The organism is Pedobacter sp. MR2016-24 (genome assembly GCF_026239655.1).
Taxonomy (GTDB): Bacteria; Bacteroidota; Bacteroidia; order Sphingobacteriales; family Sphingobacteriaceae; genus Pedobacter.
The window spans coordinates 37,634-55,610 of sequence record NZ_JAPIVO010000006.1; the positions used below are offsets into that span (position 1 = coordinate 37,634).

General features: G+C 40.8%; 13 protein-coding genes and 1 tRNA gene. 8 read left to right on the forward strand and 6 right to left on the reverse strand.

Features of this window, described 5'->3' with window-relative positions:
- Nucleotides 1-4: 4 nt before the first annotated feature.
- Nucleotides 5-913 (reverse strand): hypothetical protein, encoded by a 909-nt coding sequence (locus tag OQX62_RS16490; RefSeq protein WP_265832716.1) that lies wholly within the window; start codon nt 911-913, stop codon nt 5-7.
- 217 nt (nt 914-1,130) lie between these two features.
- Between OQX62_RS16490 and OQX62_RS16495 the strand changes: the two genes are divergently transcribed.
- Nucleotides 1,131-2,663, forward strand: coding sequence for a glycoside hydrolase family 10 protein (locus OQX62_RS16495; protein ID WP_265832717.1), 1,533 nt, complete (start codon nt 1,131-1,133; stop codon nt 2,661-2,663).
- A gap of 52 nt (nt 2,664-2,715) precedes the next feature.
- Here OQX62_RS16495 and OQX62_RS16500 read toward each other — a convergent pair whose 3' ends face one another.
- Together OQX62_RS16500 and nagB are read right to left on the reverse strand one after the other, a co-directional pair.
- Nucleotides 2,716-5,568, reverse strand: a complete 2,853-nt coding sequence (locus tag OQX62_RS16500; RefSeq protein WP_265832718.1) for a M16 family metallopeptidase — start codon at nt 5,566-5,568, stop codon at nt 2,716-2,718.
- 197 nt (nt 5,569-5,765) lie between these two features.
- Nucleotides 5,766-7,685 carry a glucosamine-6-phosphate deaminase gene (gene nagB / locus OQX62_RS16505; RefSeq protein WP_265832719.1) on the reverse strand — a complete coding sequence of 640 codons (1,920 nt, stop codon included), beginning with the start codon at nt 7,683-7,685 and terminating at the stop codon, nt 5,766-5,768.
- A 125-nt stretch (nt 7,686-7,810) separates the two neighbouring features.
- Between nagB and OQX62_RS16510 the strand changes: the two genes are divergently transcribed.
- Together OQX62_RS16510 and OQX62_RS16515 are read left to right on the forward strand one after the other, a co-directional pair.
- Nucleotides 7,811-8,026 (forward strand): hypothetical protein, encoded by a 216-nt coding sequence (locus tag OQX62_RS16510; RefSeq protein WP_265832720.1) that lies wholly within the window; start codon nt 7,811-7,813, stop codon nt 8,024-8,026.
- Between the two features lie 29 nt (nt 8,027-8,055).
- Nucleotides 8,056-9,750, forward strand: coding sequence for a S41 family peptidase (locus OQX62_RS16515; RefSeq protein WP_265832721.1), 1,695 nt, complete (start codon nt 8,056-8,058; stop codon nt 9,748-9,750).
- A 2-nt stretch (nt 9,751-9,752) separates the two neighbouring features.
- Here the strand turns inward: OQX62_RS16515 and OQX62_RS16520 are convergent, their stop codons facing one another.
- Both OQX62_RS16520 and OQX62_RS16525 read right to left on the reverse strand, forming a co-directional pair.
- Entirely contained in the window at nt 9,753-10,079 is a 327-nt protein-coding gene (locus OQX62_RS16520) for a 2Fe-2S iron-sulfur cluster-binding protein (RefSeq protein WP_265832722.1), read from the reverse strand.
- A gap of 2 nt (nt 10,080-10,081) precedes the next feature.
- The gene (locus OQX62_RS16525; protein ID WP_265832723.1) at nt 10,082-11,092 is read right to left on the reverse strand and encodes an NAD(P)/FAD-dependent oxidoreductase; all 1,011 of its coding nucleotides are present in this window, start codon (nt 11,090-11,092) and stop codon (nt 10,082-10,084) included.
- Between the two features lie 199 nt (nt 11,093-11,291).
- Between OQX62_RS16525 and OQX62_RS16530 the strand changes: the two genes are divergently transcribed.
- The 3 genes from OQX62_RS16530 to OQX62_RS16540 all read left to right on the forward strand — a co-directional run bounded on the left by OQX62_RS16530 (nt 11,292) and on the right by OQX62_RS16540 (nt 13,432).
- Nucleotides 11,292-12,047, forward strand: coding sequence for a UDP-2,3-diacylglucosamine diphosphatase (locus tag OQX62_RS16530; protein WP_265832724.1), 756 nt, complete (start codon nt 11,292-11,294; stop codon nt 12,045-12,047).
- A 149-nt stretch (nt 12,048-12,196) separates the two neighbouring features.
- Nucleotides 12,197-13,270 (forward strand): peptide chain release factor 1, encoded by a 1,074-nt coding sequence (gene prfA, locus OQX62_RS16535; protein WP_265832725.1) that lies wholly within the window; start codon nt 12,197-12,199, stop codon nt 13,268-13,270.
- 88 nt (nt 13,271-13,358) lie between these two features.
- Nucleotides 13,359-13,432: transfer RNA gene (locus tag OQX62_RS16540), tRNA-Asp, on the forward strand.
- A gap of 55 nt (nt 13,433-13,487) precedes the next feature.
- On the opposite strand, the gene OQX62_RS16545 is transcribed toward OQX62_RS16540, so the two are convergent.
- Complete coding sequence (locus OQX62_RS16545) at nt 13,488-14,441, reverse strand: hypothetical protein (protein ID WP_265832726.1); 954 nt, start codon at nt 14,439-14,441, stop codon at nt 13,488-13,490.
- 206 nt (nt 14,442-14,647) lie between these two features.
- Between OQX62_RS16545 and OQX62_RS16550 the strand changes: the two genes are divergently transcribed.
- Nucleotides 14,648-15,295 (forward strand): LA_2272 family surface repeat-containing protein, encoded by a 648-nt coding sequence (locus tag OQX62_RS16550; RefSeq protein WP_265832727.1) that lies wholly within the window; start codon nt 14,648-14,650, stop codon nt 15,293-15,295.
- Nucleotides 15,296-15,570: 275 nt separating this feature from the next.
- Nucleotides 15,571-17,925, forward strand: coding sequence for a TonB-dependent receptor (locus OQX62_RS16555; protein WP_265832728.1), 2,355 nt, complete (start codon nt 15,571-15,573; stop codon nt 17,923-17,925).
- Nucleotides 17,926-17,977 lie beyond the last annotated feature (52 nt).

Genomic DNA, 17,977 nt, shown 5'->3' on the forward strand with positions numbered 1-17,977 from the left:
TCGGTTATTTAAGTAAGACGGCAGCTTTTCCCATGGTAAAACCATTGGCGTAAAGAATGATGGAATAGGTACCTTTAATAAACGGTTTTGGGTTTACCCAATCCATTTTGTATGCTGTATCATCATTGTTATAGGAGATGGTGATCATTTCACTGTATTGCATCTCCTGTCCGTCTGCTTCAAACATATTGTTTTCATTTGCAATCAGGTTACCTGTAGGATCAAACACGCGTAAATAGATTTTATGATAATCTTTACTGGCCAGTTCGTTAGGTATGATATTAAAGTTCGCAGTTAGCTTTTGTGCAGCAGAGGCCTTGCTCACTTCAATATTTTTTCCACTGCTTTTCACTTTATAGGCGTTCAACTGAACATTAAAGGCTTTTAAAGCACTGCTGATTTTTACTTTCTCACTAAGTTCAGAATTCCTTTTCTCCAGTACGGAGGCTTTCGCATTAACCGAACTTACAGATTTAACCAGGCTGTCCCGTTCAGACTTAAGAAAGGTATTCTCTTTCTCCAGGCGGGAAAGGTCCTCCTTATAATTACCGATAAATATCCTGAGTTCTTTTAATTCATTCTGTGCCGCAACAAGCTGGCCCTGTGTTAACTGGGATTTCTGCAGTGCATTTTTTAATTCTGCTATTTTCGCCCTGGCAAGTAACTGCTCATTCTGGAGCTTTTCGGTAAGCGTTACATTCATCGCATTTACCTTGTCAAATTCTACTTCAATCTTCTCTACTTCAAGCTTTAACCTGTCTTTTTCTGTATTTGTGGTAACAAAACGCTCTTTTTCGTGTTTATCTTTAAGGAACAAAAAACCATTAGTACCTAATAATGCAGCAATTACTACGATCAGAAAATATATCTTATTACGGTCACCTTTGTTTACGGGATCTTTAGTATCTAGCATTTGAAATCTAAAAGTTGTGTTCTCTGTGGAATTTTTTTCAGTTATGGTATTCATAAAAAAAAACGAACATAGGATAAATAATATAAATTATGGTAAAAAAAGCGATGAAATTGTATGAGAGTCTAAATAAAATCGTTTAATTGCTAAATTGCGGCCAAATTAGATACCCGTGATTCTCACGCTGATATAAACTTTACACGAATAAAAACAACAAATAATGCTGAAAAAGATTGTTCTTACAATTTTCATTACCTCCATTTGCCTACCACAAATATTTGCACAAAACACAGCAAAAATTGCTCCAAAAAGAGAGTTCAGAGGTGTGTGGGTTGCCACCGTCGAAAATATCGATTGGCCTTCCAGAGCAGGGCTAAGTCAGGATCAACAGAAACAGGAGCTGATCGGAATATTGGAACAGCATAAAAAGAATGGTATGAATGCTATATTGCTGCAGGTGAGACCTGCTGCGGATGCATTCTACAGTAAATCAAGGGAACCCTGGAGCAAATGGCTTATGGGGAAACAGGGGGTGGCACCATCCCCGGGTTATGACCCACTGGAGTTTGCCATTAAAGAGGCGCACTCAAGAGGTATGGAATTACATGCATGGTTTAACCCATATCGGGCAACGATGAGTGCAAATAGTTTCATCAGTGAAGACCACATGACCAGAAAAAGGCCGGACCTCTTTTTTAACTACGGTGGCAAAAAACAGTTTGATCCGGGATTGCCGGAAGTGAGGGAATACATTGTGCAGGTTATTCTTGACGTTGTTAAAGGATATGATGTAGATGGTATTCATTTTGATGATTATTTCTATCCTTATCCTATTGCTGGTCAGCGTATCAATGATGCGGAAACTTTCAGTAAATATCCTAATGGTATTACTAACATTAACGACTGGAGAAGGAATAATGTGGATATGCTGATCAAGGAGCTCAATGACAGTATTCATCATTATAAAAACTACGTGAAATTTGGTATCAGTCCTTTTGGCATCTGGAAAAATAAAAGAGAAGATCCTCTGGGTTCTGAAAGCAGCGGCCTTTCCAATTACCATGAGTTATATGCCGATTCGCGGAAGTGGATTAAGGAGGGATGGGTAGACTATATTAATCCTCAGATCTATTTCAGTTTTACCAGAAGAGCAGCGCCGTTCGGCACATTGGTGGACTGGTGGAGTGATAATACTTATGGCAGACATTTGTACATTGGTCAGGCTGCCTATCTGGTGAACCAGAAAATGGAAGCGGCCTGGAGAGTGCCTAATGAAATTCCCAATCAAATCAGGTACATGCGGGCAAATAACCGCGTGCAGGGCAGCGTTTTCTTTAGTTCCAAATCGTTTTCTACTGTAGCCAGAGGTACCGCAGATTCCCTGAGAAGAGATTTATATAAATATCCGTCGCTTCCTCCCCAAATGCCATGGCTGGATGAAATTGTGCCTAATCAGCCCAGAGACCTGAGTGCAGAAGCTGTTGCTGTTGGTGTACAACTCAAATGGGCTGCTCCGCTGAAAGCTTCAGATGGGGAAACGGCGTCTGGTTATGTGATTTACAGATTTGAAGAAGGTGAAAAAATCAATGTACTTGATCCCAGGAATATTTTGAGGATCAGCTTTGAAGATTTTACGTTCTTCCTGGATACATCTATTGAAAAAGGAAAAAGATACAATTACCTGGTTACGGCGCTGGACCGTTTAAAGAACGAGAGTGAGCCCAGCGGGCCGGTAGGCGTAGAGGCCAGATAAAAAAACGGGGATGATCAGTTAGATCATCCCCGTTTTTTTATTAATTAAAGAATTATTTTTGAGGAACTAACACCAGACGTATGTAGTTGTTCTCATCAAGATACTTTTGCGCAGTAGCTTTCGAGGTCGCTACACTAACCGCATCAACTCTTTGTTTATCGCCTAATAGCTGATCCAGTTTGTCACCATATTTCAGTCTGTTAGTCAGATAACCCATCCAGTATCCATTGTCACGTACACTCAATTCCATCTGACGGTGTTCTTCAGATTTGAATTTTGCGATATCTTCATCGGTAGCACCACTGGTTTTTATGCTTTTTACTTCTTCCAGTGCAGCAGCGATTAATTTATCAACGTTAGCTGTTGCACAATTGAAAGAGATAGTGAAATAATAATGTGCATAAGGTAATTTACTCACGCTAAGACCTACCTGCGGACTGTATACGCCACTTTCTTTCTCACGCAATCTTTCCAGTATTTTATTCTCGAGGGCACTTTTCAATGCGCCTAACTGCACATTATTTTCTGCTGTATAGTCATAATCGCCGTGCAGGTATAGTTGTACACTCGCTTTATCTTCTAGACCTTTATAAACAGTTTTGCTTACTATCCCTTTTGGCGGACGTGCACCCAGGTCTTTATATTCCTGTGTTTTTTTAAGAGTTGGTAATGAGGCAATATAAGTCTCTATAAGCGGCTTAATTGTATTGGGCTCAAAATTACCTACGAAAACAAATGTCTGCTCACCAAGGTCAGCAAAACGCTCTTTATAAAAAGCAAATGCCTTATCTAAAGATACCTTATCTAAATCTGCCAGCGTATTGGGCATGCTTCTTTTATTGTAAGAAGATAACACTGCCTGAACGGTATCTGCAAAAACGCTTGATGGATTGGCATCTTTATTTTCCATCATGATTTTTGTGTCACTGATGTTCTTATTGAAGATTTCAGCATCTTTACGAGGTGTCAGCGCATAGGCATTAACCATTTTAAATGCAGTTTCCAGATCTTTAGGTGTAGCACCTCCGCTAAAACCCTGGAACAATTCGCCAATATAAGCGCTTGCCCTTCCTGTATTGCCGGCAAGTAGTTTTCCTAATTGCAAAGGATTAAATTCGCCCACTCCGCTCTGCGGGATTAATCCGGAGAAATCTGCAGACTGGTAGTCGTTCGGATCAGCTAAGGAAGTTCCTCCTTTAGAGAAAGAAGAGAATGCAATCTCATCATTTTTGAAGTCAGTTGGTTTCAGGATTACCTTAATGCCGTTGCTTAAGGTCCATTCCGTTACACCGATATCTTCATATTTTTTCTCTGCAATAACTTTTCCTGCTACTGGTTTTATCGCCAGTAATGGTTTGTTCACTGTATTGTCTGCATAAGGTTTCAAATTTTTACCTGCATTAGTTAACGAAGCCAGTAAAGCAGCTTCTGTTGGCAGATTTGCTTTTTCTTTTTCAGGGGCCTGAACAATCAGAATTTTGTTGTCGTTGGTAATCAGTGTTTTTGCAAGTGCATTTACTTCTGCCAGGGTGATAGACGCAACGTTCTTTTTTGTTTCAGCATAGTTGAATTTTATAGAGCCTATTGCTGCCCCTTTAAGGAAATTGTCCAGGTATTCCTGTACAAAAGATGCCGAAGTTGTTTTATTTTCCTCTTTAATACCACTTTCATTAGCAGCTGTTATGCTTTTTTTGATCACGTCAAGTTCAGACTGAACAAAACCAAACTTAACTGCTCTTTCGCTTTCTGCTACCGCTGCAGTAAAGGCAGACTCCAGGTCTTTACCAGATTTGGCTGCGGCAACAGTTTGAAAAGCGTAAACTCCGTCAACCAAACCACCCTGATACGGGCCATAAGCACTTTGAGCAAATAAGAAGGGTGCATTTCCTTTCTGCATAATTTCCTGATAACGTGAAGATAGCATGCTGTTAATCATACTGTACATCATGTCCTTTTTCATATCAGCTGTAGTTTTGGTGATATGTCCGCGTTGTTTCCATATGGCCATAGCTACATTATATTGCTGTTCGGGATCGGTAATGATTTTGGTCATCGTTTCTTTGTGATCCGGCAAGCCATACTGTTCTCTTTTCTTTTCATTCGCAGGATTTTTCAGGTCAGAGAAATTGGCGATAATCAGTTTTTCAACCTCATTTACATCGAAATCGCCTACAGCAATTACTGCCTGCAGATCTGGTCTGTACCAATCCGCGTAGAAGTTTTTGATTTTATCATGCGTGAAATTGAGCAGCAGATCGGTTTTTCCGATTGGAATCCGGTTCGCGTATCTCGAATCTTTTAACAGCAAAGGAAGCAATTGTTTGCTCATCCTGTCCTGCGCATTTTTACCACGCTGACGCTCTTCTTCAATGATTACGCCCCGTTCTTTATCAATCTCTTCTCCATCCATCAGCATTTTGCCTGCCCAGTTCGATAGAATTTTAAAACCTGTTTTAAATACCTCCACACTGTCTGTAGGAATTGGCAACTGGTAAACTGTTTGGTCAAATCCGGTATAGGCATTCAGGTCGGCCCCGAAACGGATCCCTGCCTTTTGCAGGTAGTTGATCATTTCGTTTTTAGGGAAGTCTTTAGTTCCATTGAAAGCCATATGCTCAGTAAAGTGAGCCAGACCTTGTTGCTCGTCGTTTTCCATCAGCGACCCGATTTTGTTAGCCAGGTATAACTCAGCTCTTTTTTTAGGTTCAACGTTTTTTCTGATATAGTAGGTAAGACCATTTGGCAGTTTTCCTATTTTAACCGCAGGGTCAATCGGAATTGCTGTGCCTGAGGTAACGGGAGCGCTCTGTCTCGTTTTGATTGGTTTTTTTTGTGCGGATACCGGGCTGCTGAAGGCGATCATAGCAGTTAGTCCCAATACAAGACAATTGGATTTGTGATTCATGTTTTTTTGTTAATTGTATTAATGTTTGGTATTAGAGTTCAAATGAGGAATTATGTTAGGGTTACGGGGATATTTTTAAACATCAGGGGGAAAGATCGCGGTCAGTTAAAGCTTTTAGTTTACTTTGTCTTTCTCCCGGAATTTATCAGCATAATTCCGGAGGGTCATCATTCAGACTCCTCCGGAATATGTATTATTTAAAATTTCCAGCGTACAAAAGCTTCCATTGCTTCGTACTCTGCCAGCCCTAAGTCGTCATAAGCTTTTGCTGTTTCTTTGTTTCTGTCTTCTGCGCGTTCCCAGAACTCCCTGGAATCATCACCCGGAAATACCGCCCTGTCTTTTTGGGACTGGTGCTTGAAAATCGCATACTTCTTTTTCAGAAGTTCCTGTGGACTTAACGGAACGGCCATCTCGATTTCATGCGTATCAAATTCATGCCATGCGCCACGATACATCCATAACCAGCAATCCTGTGCCCAGGCCTCAGTTTCTCTGAGTACTTTCATGGCTTCGAGAATGATATTAAAACAAACGATATGCGTGCCATGCGGGTCTTCAAAATCACCAGCGGCAAAAATCTGTTCCGGTTTAATTTTTTGCAATAATTCTATAGTAAGGTCTATATCCAGGTGGGATACAGGGTTCTTTTGGTTTTTTCCGGTCTCATAAAACGGGAGTGCCATAAAATGTATATGGTCATCTTCCAGTCCGCAGTAACGAGCACCCGCAATAGCTTCACCCTTTCTGATCAATCCTTTTACAGATTGAATTTCGGGAGTATCTACCTGGTTAGGTATTTTCTGCTCAATAAAAGTACGCATGTTCTGATAGATCCCTTTCAGCTCCTGCTGGCCGAGACCCATCTTTTCTGCGAAGTCGATACTGAACTCTACAAAACGCAAGGCATCATCATCCCATACCGCTGTATTTCCTGAAGTCTGATAAGCCACATGTACATCGTGATGCTGATCTACCAGACGGATAAAAGTTCCGCCCATAGAAATTACATCATCATCAGGGTGCGGAGAAAATATAACTACACGTTTTTTTGCCGGTTCAGCACGTTCAGGCCTTTGTGAGTCATCCGCATTTGGCTTTCCTCCCGGCCATCCTGTAATCGTATGCTGTAGTTTATTGAAGATATGGATATTGATATTATATACTGGTCCTTTCTCAATTGCCAGCTGCGCCATACCGTGGTTATTAAAATCATCCTCCGTAAGCTTTAATATAGGTTTGCTGAGCGTATTTGCCAGCCATATTACTGCTTTTCTGGTTAATTTTTCATCCCAGACACAGTCCTTAACCAGCCATGGGGTATCAAAGCGGGTAAGTAATGAAGCCGCATCTTTATCCAGGATAAACTCTACATGCTGGGATAGCTGGAGATAAGTAGCAGGAACTTCACTTGAAATTTCACCTTCAACTGCTTTTTTGATGATGGAAGCTTTCTTTTGGTTCCAGGCCATCAAAATAATTTCGCGTGCTTTGAAAATGGTTCCGATACCCATTGTAATTGCTTTGGTAGGCACGAAAGACTTGCCTCCGAAGTCCCTCGCCGCATCCCGTCTTGTCAGGTCATCCAGCGTAACCAGTCTTGTGCCAGAGTTAGGCGCAGATCCAGGCTCATTAAATCCGATGTGACCTGTACGACCGATACCAAGGATTTGCATATCCAGACCACCCAGGTCACCAATCTTATGTTCATAATTCAGGCAGAAAGCAGGTATTTCTTCCAGTGCCAGTGTTCCGTCCGGAATGTTGATGTTTTCTTTAGGGATATCGATATGATCAAATAGATTTTCGTTCATAAACGTTACGTAACTCTGTGCGGCATTGGGCTGCATCGGATAGTATTCGTCCAGATTAAAAGTGATCACATTTTTGAAGCTTAAGTCTTCTTCTTGGTGTAAACGAACCAATTCTGCATAAACTGCAATTGGTGTTGCTCCTGTTGCCAGGCCTAAAACTGCATTTTGTTGTAGTGCCTGCTTCTCTCTGATGATTTTAGCGATGCGTTGTGCGACGCTGATAGAAGCTGATTTAGGGTTGTCAAATACTGAAACAGGCAGTTTTTCAAAGCGCGTTTCTTCCAAAAGATTTAATCTTGCCATTATAAACGGGTGTTTTTTAGGATTTAAGGAAGCGGTAAATATAAAAAAGTATTTTAGAATAGCGCTTAATTTCTATTGCTTAAGAACTGCTGTTTTTTTTATATTTTTGTGGCAAACAATAAATTATGGCAAGCTTTACACTAACTACCGAAACTGCGCAGAGAGTAAAAATAAAGGTTTTGAGAAAATACAGAGACTTAGCTAAAGAGAACTTAGCATTTACTCCCGGTCATGAAGATGAACTGGTAAATCAGCTTACACAATTACTGAAAAGAGATGTAAAATATGTGGAGTTTACCATCAACAAAGCATTGGCTGATCCTGACGGCAACAGATTGTAAAGGGTATACGAAAATATAAAGCAAAGACCATGAAAAAGACCAAGTACGCACTTTTTGTTGTTCTTCTTGCATTTGCAGCCTTAACATGGTCATTTAAAGAAGATTTGTTCCTTGTTTCCAAAAACCTGGATATTTTCGCCGCTTTATATAAAGAAGTCAGCATAAATTATGTTGACGAAACGGATCCCGGGAGTATGATGAAAACCGGTATAGACGCTATGCTGGATGAACTCGATCCTTATACGTCATATATTCCTGAATCCGAGATCGAAGATTACAAACTCAAATATGTGAGCACCCAGTTTGGGGGGATAGGAGCAAGCACCGTTTTTATTGACGGGAAATTATTTGTCAATGAAGTAAGTGATGGCTATCCTGCATTTAAACAGGGGATAAAGCCGGGCGATCAGTTGCTCAAAATTAACGATGTTGACATAAAAGGTAAAGACCGCAATGCGGTGAGCCAGTTGCTACGCGGACCGAAGGGTTCTGCTTTAAAATTGCTTATTGTGAGAGAAGGTACGCTGGTCAATAAAGAGCTGATTCGCGATGAGATTAAACAACCCAACGTTTCTTACGCTGCAATGGTGGACGGCATTGCCTATATCAGGCTGGATAAGTTTCTTGAAAATTCTGCTCAGGAGGTAAGAGATGCGGCATTGGAACTCAATAAGCAGCATCCCAGGGGAATGATTCTGGACTTGCGTTATAATGGCGGAGGTATTTTACAGGAAGCTGTAAAAATTGTAAATCTCTTTGTCAACAGAGATGTACTCGTGGTGACCCAAAGGGGCAGAAATCCAGAGAAAACAATAAACTATAGGACCAACAGCATGCCGATGCTGCCCGACCTGCCTTTAACAGTTTTGATAGGGGGGGCTTCTGCTTCTGCATCAGAAATTGTGGCTGGCGCATTGCAGGACCTGGACAGGGCTATTATTATTGGTCAGCGTAGTTATGGAAAGGGACTTGTTCAGCAAACCTTTAACCTGCCCTACAATAGTCTTGTTAAGGTGACAGTAGCCAAATACTTCACCCCTTCCGGCAGATGTATCCAGGCAATTGATTATTCTCATAAAAATTCAAGCGGTAAAAATGACCGCTTTGCGGATTCGCTGATTAATAAATACAATACCAGTACAGGCAGGAACGTATACGATGGTAATGGGATTTATCCCGATATTGCCGTGGCAACAGTAAAACTGAGCCCCATAACCATGTCCCTCATTACCAAGAGTATGTTTTTTGATTATGCAAATGCTTACTGGAAAAGTCATCCCGCTATCGCACCAGCTGCAGGTTTTAAAATATCAGATAGCGACTATGCTGCTTTTATGAATAGCCTCGATGGTAAAGATTACAGCTATACCTCCAGTACTGAGCGGTTATTGTCAGACTTACGCGGGGAAGCCGAAAAAGAACATAAATTAGATGCCGTTAAAGCAGAGCTGGAAAATTTGAAGGCCAAGATGCTGGTAGCGAAGAAGACTGATCTGATGACCCATCAGGCAGAGATAAAACGGGCTTTGGAAACACAGATTGTTAGCCGTTATTATTTTGAGAAAGGTAAAATAGTGCAAGCATTCCAGTATGATCAGGAATTGGAAGCTGCAAAATCAGTGCTTGGCAATTCCACTAAAATGCTTGCAATATTGAAAGGTGAAGGCGCTTATAAAGTAATTGGTGATCCTGCGAAAACCGGTTTAGCTGCCGACGATAATTAGAACTAAGTTCCGTGTAATTTAACCGTTAAGCCATCCATCTCATGATTAAGCTGCAGCTGGCAGGCCAGTCTGGAGTTCGGTAAAAGATCAGGTAAGGTATCCAGCATGGCATATTCGTCATCAGACATTTCCCTTAATTTCTCTTCCCCCTCTAAAACATCCACACAGCAGGTGGCACATAAAGCCATCCCGCCGCAGGTGGCAAGAATATCATATTCACAGGCTTTAAGGAACTCCATTAAGCTTAATCCCATATCTACGGGAGCTTCAAGAGCGGTTAATGTACCATCAGGATTTTGTACGTTTACGGTAATGTTATTTTCTTCCATTATTAAAATTCAGCTACTCCGTTAACAGTAGTATATTTCATTGTGTATTTTACTCCCGGATTCATGTACTGGTAAGCACTATGACTCATTAAAGCTGCCTCATGGAAACCGCAAAGAATCAGTTTTAGTTTGTTTGTATAGGTATTGATATCGCCAATTGCATAAATACCAGGGATGTTGGTAGAATAATCATCAGTATTTACTTCAATAGCACTTTTGTTGATATTAAGGTTCCACTGCTCAATAGGGCCTAATTTAGGGCTCAATCCAAAAAGAGGGATCAGGTGATCTGAAGCAACAATCGTTTTTTCCAGTGTTTTGTTATGTACAATCTCCACGTTTTCCAGTTTACCTGTTCCCGTTACGGCACTAAGGTTACTGTTCAAGACAAGATTGATCTTTCCGCTTTCTGCCAGCTGCATTACTTTGGCTACAGAATCTGGTGCGCCACGGAAGCTTTCGCTGCGGTGAACCAGGGTTAATTCTTCCACGATATCTGCCAGGAAGATGGTCCAGTCCAGCGCCGAATCACCACCACCCGCAATTACCATCTTTTGTCCGCGGTACTGCTCAGGATCAAGGATCATATAGTTTACACCACGTCCGTTCTCAAATTGCTCTAAACCAGCTACAACAGGCTTACGAGGTTCAAAACAACCCAGTCCACCGGCAATAACAACAACTTTAGCTTCAATTATAGTACCCATGTTGGTCGTCAGTACAAAATCAGCTTCGCCTCGTTTTTCCAGTCCTTCAATACGTTCCCCTAAAGTAAATCCAGGATGGAAAGGTTTGCCCTGTTCCATCAGGTTGTCAACCAGTTCCTGTGCAAGAACTGAAGGGTAACCAGGAATATCATAGATTGGTTTTTTAGGATATATTTCAGAAAGCTGACCACCTACCTGTGGCAGATAATCGATTAAATGACAGCGCATTTTAAGTAAACCTGCTTCAAAAATAGCGAATAAACCTACGGGTCCGGCGCCAATGATGGCTATATCAGTAGAAATCATGTGTTTAAATTTGCTGCGAAAATACAAAAATAGTTTGTAATGGTTCTGAATTAGATGCAATTGGTTCAAATTTTAAGTAAAACTGACAAAGTTGACCGATCTGCTAGTCTTTCGGGGATCCTGACCTACTGAGTCTCACTATAGTTAATTTGAATTTATCACGATAATTTAGAATCAGGTTAATATCTTTGGTGTATCAATGACAAAGAACATTTATTTTGCATCTGACTTTCACCTGGGTTCCCCTAACCATGCCGAAAGCCGTATTCGTGAAGACAGGATTGTACGCTGGTTAACTTCTATTGAAGATAAGTGTTCAGAACTTTTTTTAATGGGGGATATTTTCGACTTCTGGTTTGAGTATCGTAAGGTTGTCCCTAAAGGATATATCCGTTTGCAGGGTAAACTTGCCAATATGTCTGACGCAGGTGTAAAAATCTACTTTTTTAAAGGTAACCATGATATGTGGGTGGAAGATTACTTTACCAAAGAAATGGGGATACAGATTGTGAGCGATGAACTGGTAATTAACAGAGGCGGAAAAAGCTTTTATTTACATCATGGCGATGGATTAGGTCCCGGTGATGCCAACTACAGAATTTTAAGGAAAGTTTTCAGAAATCCAGTCTGTCGCTGGTTGTTCTCCATCCTTCCGCCTGTTATAGGTCTGGGAATTGCCACAGGCTGGTCTAAAGAAAGCCGTATTGTAAACACCAGGGTAGAAGAAGTATTTCTGGGCGAGGATAAGGAATGGCTGGCCGTTTATTCCCGTGAAGTACTGGAAAAACAGCATTACGATTACTTTATCTATGGTCACCGACACCTGCCTATGATCATTGAACTCGGAAATAACAGTCAGTATTATAATATAGGAGAATGGTTCGGGTTTAACTCTTATGCAGTATTTGACGGAGAAGAGTTAAGACTGGAGTACTTCGAAAAAGAGGCCAGTTAAGCCTTTTGCAGCACGCCCAATAAATTATTAGCGGTATTAGCTGAAATTACTTATTTTTGTAATCCTATAATTACCAATTGCTTCAGGTGATGTTATGAATATACATTTTAATACCGGAGCAATACATTACGGTTCTGAATAAAAATATTATGTTAGAAAAATTAGAAGCAATAAAACTTCGCTGGGAAGATGTTGAAGAACAGTTAAGCAATCCTGATACCATGCAGGACATGAAGCGTTTTGCACAATTGAATAAAGAGTATAAAGACCTCACCAAGATTGTAGATGAATACAAAATCTATAAAAATGTGATGAGTAATATTGATGCGAACAAGGAAATCTTAAGTACAGAAAAAGATGCAGAGATGCGTGAGATGGCTAAAGAAGAGCTTGATGAGCTATTGAAGCAACAGGAAGAACTGGAAGAAAAAGTCAGGCTGATGCTGATTCCTGTAGATCCTGAAGATGCTAAAAATGCAGTATTCGAGATCAGAGGTGGTACCGGAGGTGATGAAGCGGCCTTATTTGCAGGTGATTTGTTCCGTATGTACAGCCGTTTCTTTGAGCAAAAGCGCTGGAAAGTTGAAGTTGTGGATGTAACTGAAGGTACCGCAGGCGGATACAAAGAGGTGATCTTAAAGGTTTCGGGTGAAGACGTATATGGTCAGTTGAAATATGAGTCGGGCGTACACCGCGTACAGCGTGTGCCTGATACAGAAACTCAGGGCAGGGTACATACATCTGCAGCATCTGTTGCTGTATTGCCAGAGGCGGAGGAAATAGATTTTTACCTGAATCCGGCTGATATCGACTTGCAGACTTCCCGTTCGGGTGGTGCTGGTGGACAGAATGTGAACAAGGTAGAGACCAAAGTGCAGCTTACGCACAGACCCTCAGGATTAGTAGTGGTTTGTCAGCAGGAACGTTCGCAATTGGGTAACAGAGAGATTGCGATGGAGATGTTGCGTAGTAAGTTATATGATATTGAAGTTCAGAAAAAGAATGGTGATATCGCAGCCAGACGTAAGACTATGGTTTCGACGGGTGACCGTTCTGCAAAGATCAGAACTTACAATTATCCGCAGGGAAGGGTGACCGATCACCGTATCGGATTAACCTTATATAACCTTAATGGTGTAATGGATGGTGGTGTTCAGGAGCTGATTGACGCATTACAGTTCGCTGAGAATGCAGAAAAGATGAAAGAGGGCTCTGTAGCTTAAGGAGTTACATTTTAGTTGAAATTATTTGATATTTTAATTTTGTAATGCGATTATAGTTCCTATATTTGCATTCCCGAAAGGGAGAAACGGACCGGTAGTTCAGCTGGTTAGAATGCCGCCCTGTCACGGCGGAGGTCGCGGGTTCGAGTCCCGTCCGGTCCGCATAAAAAGCCTTAACTTGAAAAAGTTGAGGCTTTTTTGCGTAATAAGGAATTTTTTATGCCTGGTTAATCTCTTCGATTAACTTATCACAGGCGGCAAAAGCAGTATACAGAAACTTGTTTCGGTGTTTCTCTCCCTGGCCGCTAAAGGCTACGGACTTTCTGATGAGTCCCTGCATCCAGTCTTTAGTTTGCGCGCAATAAAACTGATCCTCAGTTTTAAGGTAATTGAAAGTATTGAATCTGTTATAACACAGCATACTTTCCTTAAATTCAATTAAATAAGCAAGACTACCCAGTACATCACAATTATACCAGTTGAAGGAATGCTGCGGATCAATTGTTTTTTTTGCGCTGAGTGCATACATATTCATGTCGGTGAGGCAGTACCTTATCTGTTCTACAATCTTTTCTGCAAGTGCCTTATCGTTGATATGCCCTGCTTCAAAGGCGTAACGAACCTGGTCGATACTTCCATGGACAGCATCTTTTGCCCATATTTCAGTGCTGGGCATTTGAAGATAAATCTGGTTCAATTCCTGGGCAATCGCTACAATCTCTTCGTTGATCGCTGTCTGATCAAACTTAAAATTCTGGCTGTCGGCCCAGAAAAACAATTTGAAACAGGTCAGTTCAGGATATTTAAAAAAGTGAAAAATGGGGATATCATTTGTAGTGATCATGATATGTTTGTCTTTATGCTGCTGAATGAATTTCAGGTTTTGGAGCAAGTCTTTAAGATAAGCCAGCATATTCGGCGTTTCGCGGTTAATATACAGGTAACTAAAATTAACTGAGGGCAGTTGGTTGGGCTGGTAAGAAAAAGGAGTTCCGAAAGTGTCAGCTAAGGTAATGAGCTGCGGTAAACTTAGATTACTGGTACCCCTGATTTTTTTATAAGCTTCATTGGTGCTGATCCCTAATGCATCTGCTATGCTTTGAGCCAGATTCTGATAGTCAGGTAGAGCCAGATTGATGGCCTCGAAAAACTTTACTTGTTGAGTATTCATAATAGAAATAATAATCTTAAAGATGAACGGCAGCGATTTGATTGGAGTTAAAACTCTAAAGAAGTCTATTATTAATCTTTAAAGATATGAATATAGGTAAATTTTTCAGCGAGGGAACTATAAAGTTAAGTATTTGTAATCTAGCTTCTTCTGAGGATAATTCGTCATTTTTTGCTTGTATACATTTGGTAAATAAAATGAAAACTATGAAACTTAAACTGATATTACTATTGCTCATTGGCAGCACCACCGCTGTGCTTGCTCAATCGCCAAAAAGAAAAAATCGTTATCCGGTTGGAACTTTTCATCAAAAAAATCAAAACATTACAGGTATTTCCGTTGGACTGTACTCTGGCTTTGATGATAATGAAGATAGAAACGTGCACACCAATGGCATTCGGTTAGAGCCTATTGGTATGGGGATAGCTGTTCCACTTATTCCAAGTAGCCCTATTTCAGAAACTGAGGGGCAATTCAAGGCAACAATGGCTGCTCCACCATCAGAGGTAATTAATGGTTTTAATCTATCTCCTGCCGGTACGGTATGTGATTGCATCACAAACGGCGTAAGTGCTGGTTTAATCGGTCAGATTAACAAACAGGTGAATGGAATTTCTGCAAGCCTGATGATGAACTTTTCGGAAAGTACAAACGGAATTCAGCTGGCCATGTTCAATGAAAGTTATGCAATGAATGGATTACAAATAGGAATAAGTAATACCGGGCGGAGCGCAAGAGGGCTGCAGATCGGTCTGGTTAACGAATCTGATAATTTAAAAGGTGTACAGATTGGATTGTGGAACGTTAACAAAAAAAGGAAGCTGCCAATTATTAACTGGAATTTCAAAGATTAAATATTAATCTATAAGCCTTAATTTAGACCAGGAGCCATTGAGTAAGTGTCCATCAGGATACCAGATATCAGTTTAAAAAAAATAAGGGGCTATACAATATTCTGAATTTTAAAGCGTCTTTGTATATGAGAGCGTTAATTTAGATAAGCGGAAATGGTCGGATTGATCATTTCCGCTTTCTTTTTATAAGGGCATGCAATAAATAAACACTCATTTCAACTTTGCTATTTGTATCAAGTCTAAATAGATGTATGTTTGCGCATCAAATTTAAATTATGAAGCAGAGAATTTTACAATTATTTACTTTATCCCTGTTGCTATTTTTCCCATGGCGCTTATTGGCCCAGAATGGAAGTGGAATTATAAGCGGGATGGTTACAGATTCATTAAACGAACACATTCCTTATTCAAATATCCAGCTCAAAAAGTTGGGATTACGTACAACTTCAGATAAAAATGGAAAGTTTATTTTCAGGAATGTACCTGCAGGTACTCACCTGATCAGCATTTCCATTACAGGATTTGAGAAACAACAGCAAGAGGTGTCGGTTGTAGCTAATCAGACTACTACTACAACTATTGTGCTGCAGAACCAGCGTGCCGACCTTTCTGAGGTGATTGTTTCCGCCAGCAGAAGGGCAGAATCCTTGTCTCAAACACCATCGTCGGTAACCGTACTGACAGCAAAAGATATCAATACGCAATCTACCATCAGTCCCAATCTGGCAAATATTCTTGCTTACAGCGTTCCGGGATTAGGGACATCGACCAATCAGACAGGTAATTCCGGTCAGACATTGCGTGGAAGAAATGTATTGGTACTCATAGATGGTATTCCTCAGTCTACTCCTTTGAGAGCAGGAGGAAGGGATATCCGCAGTATTGATCCTTCGGTTATTGAGCGTATTGAGGTAATTAAAGGCGCAACAGCAATTTATGGTAATGGTGCTGAAGGTGGTTTAATTAATTATATCACTAAAAAGGCAAATACTGGTAAACGTTTTGGTGGATACTCGCAGGCAGGTCTGACGGGCAATCTGAAAGGCGATAGCACAATCGGTTATCGTTTTTCTCAGCAGCTATTCGGCAAAGAAGGCAAGTTCGATTATATTGTAAGCGGGATGTATGAAAAGAGCGGAGTGTTCCGTGATGCTAAAGGTGTTACACTCTCTCCTGAATACGGACTCGGTGAAACAAAGTCCTATAATGGTTTTACTAAATTAGGATACGATATTTCCGACAAGCAAAGAATTGAACTGATGTACAATTATTTCAGTTCGAGACAAAAATCTGAATATATAACAAAAGAAGGTGTCTATGGACAGTCGCCCGCCATAGGTGTACAAGGTGTACGTCCCGGTGTGGAAGAAGGAACAAGATACAACCATAATGCAAACCTGCAGTACACAAACAGGAGCATTTTTGGGAATACAGACCTGACGGCTAATGTTTATTTTCAGGATTTCTACACGATCTATTCCAACTCCGCCTCATTCTTTGGAAGTGGTCAGTCGGCCATTAAATCTACTAAAAAAGGCGCTCGTGTAAACTTAAATACCCCTTTTCAGTTAACACCAAATGTACCCATGCAGGTGAACTACGGATTAGATCTGATGAATGACAAAACATCTCAGGACCTGGTTGATGGCCGTATCTGGGTGCCTGAAATGAATATGGTCAATTTTGCACCTTATTTTCAGGCTACGGCCAATATTTTTACAGATCTGACTATCAAAGCCGGACTGAGGGCAGAGAATATCAATATTGACGTAGATGATTTCAATACCCTGGCTACCGGGGCAAATGGTGCAGGGAGTATTGCTGTACAAGGCGGAAAACTAAATTATAATGCTTTAGTTTTTAATGCCGGAGCTAGGTATTCTGCATTCAAAATCTTTAACCCTTTTATCAGCTATGCGCAGTCTTTTTCAGTCTTTGAACTGGGAAGGGTACTTCGGGCCGCTAAAGCAAATACTTTGTCTCAGCTGGAAACGAAACCTATTATCGTAAACAATTATGAGGCTGGTTTCAGCAGTACTTTGGGCAAACTGAATTTGAGTGCTGCCTATTATTACAGCACTTCTAAATTAGGTGCTAACCTGTTGGAAGTAAACGGTGTTTATATTTCACAGCGTATCCCGGAACGTGTTTATGGATTTGAAGTGCAGGCAGATTATTCAATCTTTAACGATCTGATTATTGGCGGTAATTATGCACAGGTGGAAGGTAAAGGCGATGTAGACAATGACGGGAAATTTAATGGGGAGAAAGACGTTTACCTGAACACCACACGTATCCCTCCATCAAAAGCAACTGTTTACCTGAAATATTCAGGTATCAGGAACCTGTCACTTGATCTTAACTGGATGCGTATTGGCGACAGAAACAGATTCAGCCCGAATGCCACAACGGGTAAATACCTGATTGGTGAAGGACCGGTAAAGGCATATAACCTGTTCAATCTTGCGGCATCTTACCAGGTGACAAAACCACTGAAAGTAAATCTTGGTGTTGAAAACGTACTCAATAAATTCTACTACCCTTCTATATCACAATTTTATGGAAGCAACATAAACTATGTTGCGGGAAATGGCCGGAGATTCAACCTGTCAGTAGGTTACGGCTTTTAAAATAAATCTGATGTTGATCAGGAGAGCGGATAGATTGCGTTATAACGCAATC